The 5,941-nt window shown below is 73.2% G+C and carries 6 protein-coding genes; 2 read left to right on the top strand and 4 right to left on the bottom strand.

Going from position 1 to position 5,941, the window contains the following annotated elements; genetic code table 11:
* Positions 1 to 56 precede the first annotated feature (56 nt).
* Positions 57 to 758: a DUF899 domain-containing protein gene (locus ACFW22_RS35535; RefSeq protein WP_386412885.1), complete on the bottom strand. Its 702-nt coding sequence runs from the start codon at positions 756 to 758 to the stop codon at positions 57 to 59.
* A 243-nt stretch (positions 759 to 1,001) separates the two neighbouring features.
* Between ACFW22_RS35535 and ACFW22_RS35530 the strand changes: the two genes are divergently transcribed.
* Positions 1,002 to 2,183, top strand: coding sequence for an acyl-CoA dehydrogenase family protein (locus ACFW22_RS35530; protein WP_386412881.1), 1,182 nt, complete (start codon positions 1,002 to 1,004; stop codon positions 2,181 to 2,183).
* 93 nt (positions 2,184 to 2,276) lie between these two features.
* Here ACFW22_RS35530 and ACFW22_RS35525 read toward each other — a convergent pair whose 3' ends face one another.
* The 3 genes from ACFW22_RS35525 to ACFW22_RS35515 all read right to left on the bottom strand — a co-directional run bounded on the left by ACFW22_RS35525 (position 2,277) and on the right by ACFW22_RS35515 (position 5,201).
* Positions 2,277 to 3,077, bottom strand: a complete 801-nt coding sequence (locus ACFW22_RS35525) for an SDR family NAD(P)-dependent oxidoreductase (protein WP_386412879.1) — start codon at positions 3,075 to 3,077, stop codon at positions 2,277 to 2,279.
* 415 nt (positions 3,078 to 3,492) lie between these two features.
* The gene (locus tag ACFW22_RS35520; RefSeq protein ID WP_386412877.1) at positions 3,493 to 3,672 is read right to left on the bottom strand and encodes a hypothetical protein; all 180 of its coding nucleotides are present in this window, start codon (positions 3,670 to 3,672) and stop codon (positions 3,493 to 3,495) included.
* A 206-nt stretch (positions 3,673 to 3,878) separates the two neighbouring features.
* Positions 3,879 to 5,201: an MFS transporter gene (locus ACFW22_RS35515; RefSeq protein ID WP_386412876.1), complete on the bottom strand. Its 1,323-nt coding sequence runs from the start codon at positions 5,199 to 5,201 to the stop codon at positions 3,879 to 3,881.
* A 56-nt stretch (positions 5,202 to 5,257) separates the two neighbouring features.
* Here ACFW22_RS35515 and ACFW22_RS35510 point away from each other — a divergent pair, with 56 nt between their 5' ends.
* Positions 5,258 to 5,848, top strand: coding sequence for a CGNR zinc finger domain-containing protein (locus ACFW22_RS35510; protein ID WP_386412874.1), 591 nt, complete (start codon positions 5,258 to 5,260; stop codon positions 5,846 to 5,848).
* Positions 5,849 to 5,941 lie beyond the last annotated feature (93 nt).

Genomic DNA, 5,941 nt, shown 5'->3' with positions numbered 1-5,941 from the left:
GTCCCGTCCTCGCCCGAACGGGTCAGGACCGCTCGAACGATCGGAAGGTCAGGAGGTCAGGAGCTGAACTTGTCCTGGCCGTTCCACCAGTTCTCACCGGGCCCCTGGGCGTCGGCGTCGCCGTAGCTGTCGTGCAGGCGCCACCAGTCCATGGGGCGCGCCAGACCCTCCTCCTGCCGGCCCAGCAGCGTCATCTCCAGGTAGTTGTAGGTGTTCAGGGTGACCTCGCTGCCCCGGTCGTACACCGAGTTGGTGTGGAAGACCTCGTCTCCCTCGCGCAGGAACGAGCTCACACCGGGGAGTTCGCCCTTGTCGGTGGTCACGTTGAAGTCGCGGTTGAAGTCGCTGCCGTAGGACGAGACGAAGGGCAGGTCCCAGCCCATTCGGACCCGAAACGCCTCGATCTTGTCGATCGGCGCCCGGGCCACCATCACGAACGAGGTGTTCCGGTCGTGCAGGTGGGCCAGGTGCCCCACCGAGTCGGCCTGCATCGAGCAGCCCGGGCAGCCCTCCTCCCAGGCCGGGTCGAACATGAAGTGACGGACAATCAGCTGTTTCCGTCCCTGGAAGAGTTCGAGCAGGGTGGGGCGGGCGCCGGGTGCCTCGAACACGTACTCCTTCTCGACCCGGACCCGCGGCAGCGTCCGCCGGGCCGCCGAGACCGCGTCGCGCAGCCGGGTCAGTTCCTTCTCCTGTTCCAGCAGTGCCTTGCGGGCGACGAGCCACTCCTCCTTGGTGACGACGGGCGACAGATCCACACTGGCCTCCTGATGACGGGGCTGCCGCCGGAATCGGCGGGCGGGAAAGACACTCGGGACCACGGTGGCACCCGAACCGCTCGCCCACTTCCTCGTAATTGCCCTACCCGAAAAACCTCCGACGGGATCCGGGCAATTCTGAAGATGTGTCGCCCGGTTGCCCGGTGAAAACATTTTCCAGCAATCACGCGAAGGGGGACCCGCTCCGGTCACCCGCTCAACCGAACCGTCCAGGAGGAAATGATGTCGTCCGCTGGAATGCCGACCCGGGAAGAAATCGTCGAGCGGGTCTCCGCGCTGGTGCCGGTCCTCCGGGAGCAGGCGGCCTGGTCCGAGGAGAACCGGCGACTGAGCGACGAGACGATCGCCACCCTCGCCGAGGCCGGCGTCTTCCGACTCCGGACGCCCGTGCGCTACGGCGGCTACGAGAGCGACACCACCACGCTGGTCGAGGTCGCCATGGAACTCGGCCGTGCCGACGGCGGCATCGCCTGGACCTCCTCCGTCTTCTGGATCCCGACCTGGATCGCCGGCCTCTTCCCCGATCGCGCCCAGGACGAGGTCTTCACCTCCGAGGCCCCCCGGGTCTGCGGCACCAACAGCCCCACCGGCACGGCCGTGCCCACCGAGGGCGGCATCGTCCTCAACGGCTCCTGGGGGTTCGTCAGCGGCGCCACGCAGGCCGGCTGGCAGGAGATCGCCGCGATCCTGCTCCGCCCGGACGTCGAGCCCGAGCCCATCATGGGGCTGGTCCCGATGGCCGACCTCAAGCTCGTCGACGACTGGCACACCAGTGCGCTACGGGGCAGCGGCAGCGTCACCACGGTGGCCGAGGACGTCTTCATCCCCGACCACCGCATCATCCCCATGAGCGCCGCCATGCGGCCGCAGGGCCTGTCCCGGGCCAACGCCGACTCCCCTGTGTGGCGCACCCCCGCCTCCCTGGTCGCGGCGGCCTCCGGCGTCGGCGTCGCGGTCGGCCTGGCCAAGGCCGCCCGGGAGGTCTTCTTCGAGCGGCTGCCCGGCCGCAAGATCACCTACACCGACTACACCGTGCAGAGCGAGGCCCCGATCACCCATCTGCGGGTCGCCGAGGCGGTCAACAGCATCGACCAGGCGGAGTTCCACGCCCGTCGCGCCGCGGCCACCGTCGACGACAAGGCCGCCACCGGCGAGGCCTGGAAGCTCGAGGAACGCGCCCGGGTCCGCAACGACCAGGGCGAGGCCACCCGGCTCGCCAAGCACGCCGTCGACCTCTTCGTGAGCATCAGCGGCGGCACCTCGATCTTCCTCGACGTGCCGCTCCAGCGGATCGCCCGCGACATCCAGGCCGTCGACCTGCACGCCCTGATCAACCACGACACCAACACCGAGCTCTACGGCCGGGTCCTGTGCGGCCTGGAGCCCAACACGCTCTACATCTGACCGGAGCCCGTCCGACCGGCCCGGGCGGGGCCCGACGCCTTCGGTGGGAGGGCGTCGGGCCGCGCCCACAGGTCCCCGGCCGGACCGGCCCCGTCAGTGGCCGACCATGCCGCCGGTCAGGTCGGCCGTGGTGCCGGTGGACACCGGAGCCAGGTCCGAGGCCAGGAACGCCGCCATGTTCCCCACGTCCGCCAGCGCGGGCCAGCGGCCCAGCAGGTTGCGGGCCGCCGAGCGCTCCTGCCAGCCCGCCTGCCGGGCCGACAGCTCCGGCAGGCCGGACGCCATGGTGCTCTCCATGCTGCGGGCCGCCTCCGGCGACCCCGCCGAGTGCAGACAGACCACCCGGACGCCCGCCGGCCCCAACTCGGCCGCGAGGGTGCGGGAGAACGCCTCCACCGCTGCCCAGGCCGGCCCGAACCCGGCCGTGTACGGGTACGGGACGCGCGAGGGCGCCGCCGTCATCATCATGATCACGCCCCGACCCTGCGGCACCATGCGCGCGGCCGCCGCGTTGGCGGTGACGAACTGCGCCTTGGTGAAGTCGATGATCGGCAGTGAGAAGTCCTCGAAGGACAGCTCGCCCAGCGCCGCGCCCTGCGCGCCGCCCGGCCGTCGGGTGGAGGTCGCACAGTACGAGACGTCCAACCCGCCGGTCCGCTCGACCACGGAGTCCAGGAACGCCTCCACCGCGTCCCGGTCGAGCGCGTCCACCTGCGCGGTCACCACCGAACCGCCCTCGGACTCCACGTCGTGGACCAACTGCTTCAACGCGGCCTCACCACGCCCCGCCACGAACACCCGGGCGCCCTCCCGGACGAAGGCCCTGGCCACCGCCCCGCCGATCGCCCCGGCACCGTAGACCACAGCCGTCCTGCCCGCCAGCAGACTCTCCATCGGGTCTCACCTTCCCCTACGGCGGACCGATCGGGGCCGACCCGCGCAACCTCGGCGCCGCCGCGCGACGGGCCATCCGAACCACGCTAGGGACCCCCCGGTCACCGCGCCCGTCGAGCGGCCCCGCCCCCGGGCCCCACCCCGACGGCACCGCAGGTCGGAGGCGGTCCCCGGGCCCCACCCCGGAAGGCGTGTCCGCCGGTCCGGACGTTGACGAACGTTCGTTCCCCACGGGTCGGCCGCCGTCCCGACGACCGACGCCACGGCGACCGGTACGACGGGTCGGGGCATGGTGCTCCCCGGCCCGCGGCTTCGTGCCGGGGCTCTCGCAACAGGTGGATCTTCGGGGGTCGATCGGCTCCAGCGGCTGGCGCTCAGCCGGGCCCCTCCCGGTCGGCGTGGGGAGAGACGGCGCTCAGGCCGCGAGCTCCTGCTCGGCACCCGTGGCCTCGGCCCAAGCCGCCACGAGCACCTGGTAGATCCGCTGCTCGTCGGCCGTCAGTGAACGGCGCTGCTCGCCGGCGCGCACCCACAGCGTGCGGATGGCGTCGTTCAGGGCTTCGGGGCTAGGGGTCTCTCCACGTGAGTCGGGCATGGAGTCAAGGCTAAGGCCCGGGACTGACAAAGCCCGCACGCAGCCGACGTGGGATCCACCACGCCAGCGGGGCGGCGCCGCCGGTGAGCAGCGTGGTCGCGGTCGGGCGCGGGGTGGCCGGGGGAAGGGGCGCCGGGTGACCGGTTCGCCGTGACGCCCGAGGTCCCGGCCCTCTGCCCGGCCGGGATCCCCGCCTCCGCAGCGACTCAGTTCCGGGGGCGGACGCGTGCCGCCGGGACCGTGCGGCCCGGCGGCCGGGCCGCCGCGAGCAGGGCCGTGACCGTGGCCGCCACCAGCGCCGCCGGAAGGGAACGGGCCGCCAGCGGACCCGCTGCAGCGGCGCCCAGGGCGAAGCCGGTGACCTTCAGGCTGGCGCCGGTGGTGAAGACCTGGCTGCGCAGGCCTTCCGGAGCCTCTCGGTGGCGCACCGCGAACAGGGCGGTGAGCTGGGGTCCCTCGCCGAGGCCGGCGATCAGGAAGCCGATGGCCAGGGGCGCGGGCCGCCCCGCCAGGGCGAGGGCGGGGGCGGCGGCCTGGGCCAGCCCCCCGATGCGCACGAGCGCATCGGGGGGCAGGGGGAGGGGGAACCGCAGGAGCAGGGCGTTGGCGACGAGCGCGGAGACCGCCGTACAGGACAGCAGGAGTGCCGCTCCCCGGCCGGCGCCGCCGAGGGCCTGCTCGCCCAGCAGCGGGACACAGGCGGTCAGCATCCCCTGGGCGACGGAGGAGACGACCGAGGTGAGGGTCGCCCGTGCCAGCAACGGCTTCCCGAGGACGGCGCGCGTTCCGGCGGCGAGCGCGCCGCCCAGGGGGGCGAGCGCGTTGCGGAGGGAAGGGGAGGGAGAGGGGGAAGGGGCGGTGCGAAGGATGCGGAGGAGCCGCCCGTGGGCGTCGGTTCCGTCCCCGGTTCGGACCGCTCCGACTGCCCTGGCTTGCGCCCGTCCGGGGCGGGGGCCCTTGGCCCGTCCTCCCCGGATCGGGAGGGTCCGTGCGGTGGGGACGGCCGCGGCGATGAGGCCCGCGGAGAGCATGACGGCCGCCGAGGCCCCCAGCAGCTCGGCCGCGCCGCCTGCGAGGGCCGGACCGGCCAGGGCCGCCGCGCCGAAGGTCATCGCGTCGAGGGCCCGGGCCCGGGGTACGTGCCCGGCCGTTGCCACCCGCGGCAACTGGGCCGACCAGCCGCCCGCGAGGGCCGGGCCGAAGAGCCCGGCGAGGAGGGCGGTCACCAGGGCGGCGGCGAACGGGAGCCTGCCGAGTTCCCCCAGGACGAGCACCAGGCCCGTTGCGTACAGGGCGAGTGCTCCCGCCAGGAGACGACCCGGTCGCGCCGCTCCGTCGAGGAGCGCTCCGAGCACCGGTCCGCCGAGCACGGCGGAGACGCTGAAGGCGGCGAGCAGCGCCGATGCCTCGGTGGTGGACCCGGTGCGAGCGAATCCGGCGAGCAGCAGCGCCGGTCCGGCGGCCTCGTCGCCGACCCGGGCCACCAGCGCCCCGGCAAGGCAGAGGAGAAGGGGGTAACGCTTCAGCATTCTCAAAACGTTACGAGTGTGACGCAAAACTCGACAAGGTGCGTTACATTGCGGGAATGCCGGCCACCGAGGACGACTGGTCCACCCGCCATTCCGTACGAACGACGGCCCGGCGCACCGCCGCCCTGGTCAATGTGCTCGCCGACGACGGTTGCGCCCCCGCCGCGGTGGCCGAGGTGCTGCTCGCCCACGGGGAGAACGCCCCCGTCGTGCTCGACCCCGACGACATCGCCCAGATGCGCGCGGCTGCCGACGAACTGAGGGAGGTCTTCGCCGCCGGGACCACCGAGGGGGCCGCCACCGTGCTCAACCGGCTTTTGCGGGAGCACACCGGCACGCTCCGGCTCACCTCGCACGACGGCGAAAGCCCCTGGCACCCCCATCTCGACCGCCGCGACGACGCCCCCTGGGGCGAATGGCTGCTCGCCTCGTCCTGCATGGCACTCGCCGTTCTGGTCTGGGACCGGCAGCGACCTCCCGGCGGCATCTGCGCGTCCGGCAGTTGCCGAAACGTCTTCGTCAGCCAGGGCAGCGGACCCGAGCGCCGTTACTGCTCCCGCCGCTGCGCCACCCGAGAACGGGTCGCGGCCCATCGGCGGAGGGAGTCCGGGGAGGAGCCGGCGGAGGCAGGGGGCTTCGCGCGGTAGCGGTGGGGGTGGTGTCCGGGGAGGGGTCCGGGTGGCACCGCCGGTGGGGGTGGTGTCCGGGTCACTTGGTGAGGGAGGCGACGCCGATCCGGG

This window comes from Streptomyces sp. NPDC058872 (genome assembly GCF_042743065.1).
In the GTDB taxonomy this organism is placed as follows: domain Bacteria; phylum Actinomycetota; class Actinomycetes; order Streptomycetales; family Streptomycetaceae; genus Streptomyces.
This window is presented reverse-complemented; position numbering and strand designations above follow the sequence as displayed.

Bases quoted from the DNA above. Each gene is read 5' to 3' on its own strand.
- ACFW22_RS35530 (WP_386412881.1), top strand. From the start codon at position 1,002: ATGTCGTCCGCTGGAATGCCGACCCGGGAAGAAATCGTCGAGCGGGTC.
- ACFW22_RS35515 (WP_386412876.1), bottom strand. From the start codon at position 5,201: ATGCTGAAGCGTTACCCCCTTCTCCTCTGCCTTGCCGGGGCGCTGGTG.
- ACFW22_RS35520 (WP_386412877.1), bottom strand. From the start codon at position 3,672: ATGCCCGACTCACGTGGAGAGACCCCTAGCCCCGAAGCCCTGAACGAC.
- ACFW22_RS35525 (WP_386412879.1), bottom strand. From the start codon at position 3,077: ATGGAGAGTCTGCTGGCGGGCAGGACGGCTGTGGTCTACGGTGCCGGG.
- ACFW22_RS35510 (WP_386412874.1), top strand. From the start codon at position 5,258: ATGCCGGCCACCGAGGACGACTGGTCCACCCGCCATTCCGTACGAACG.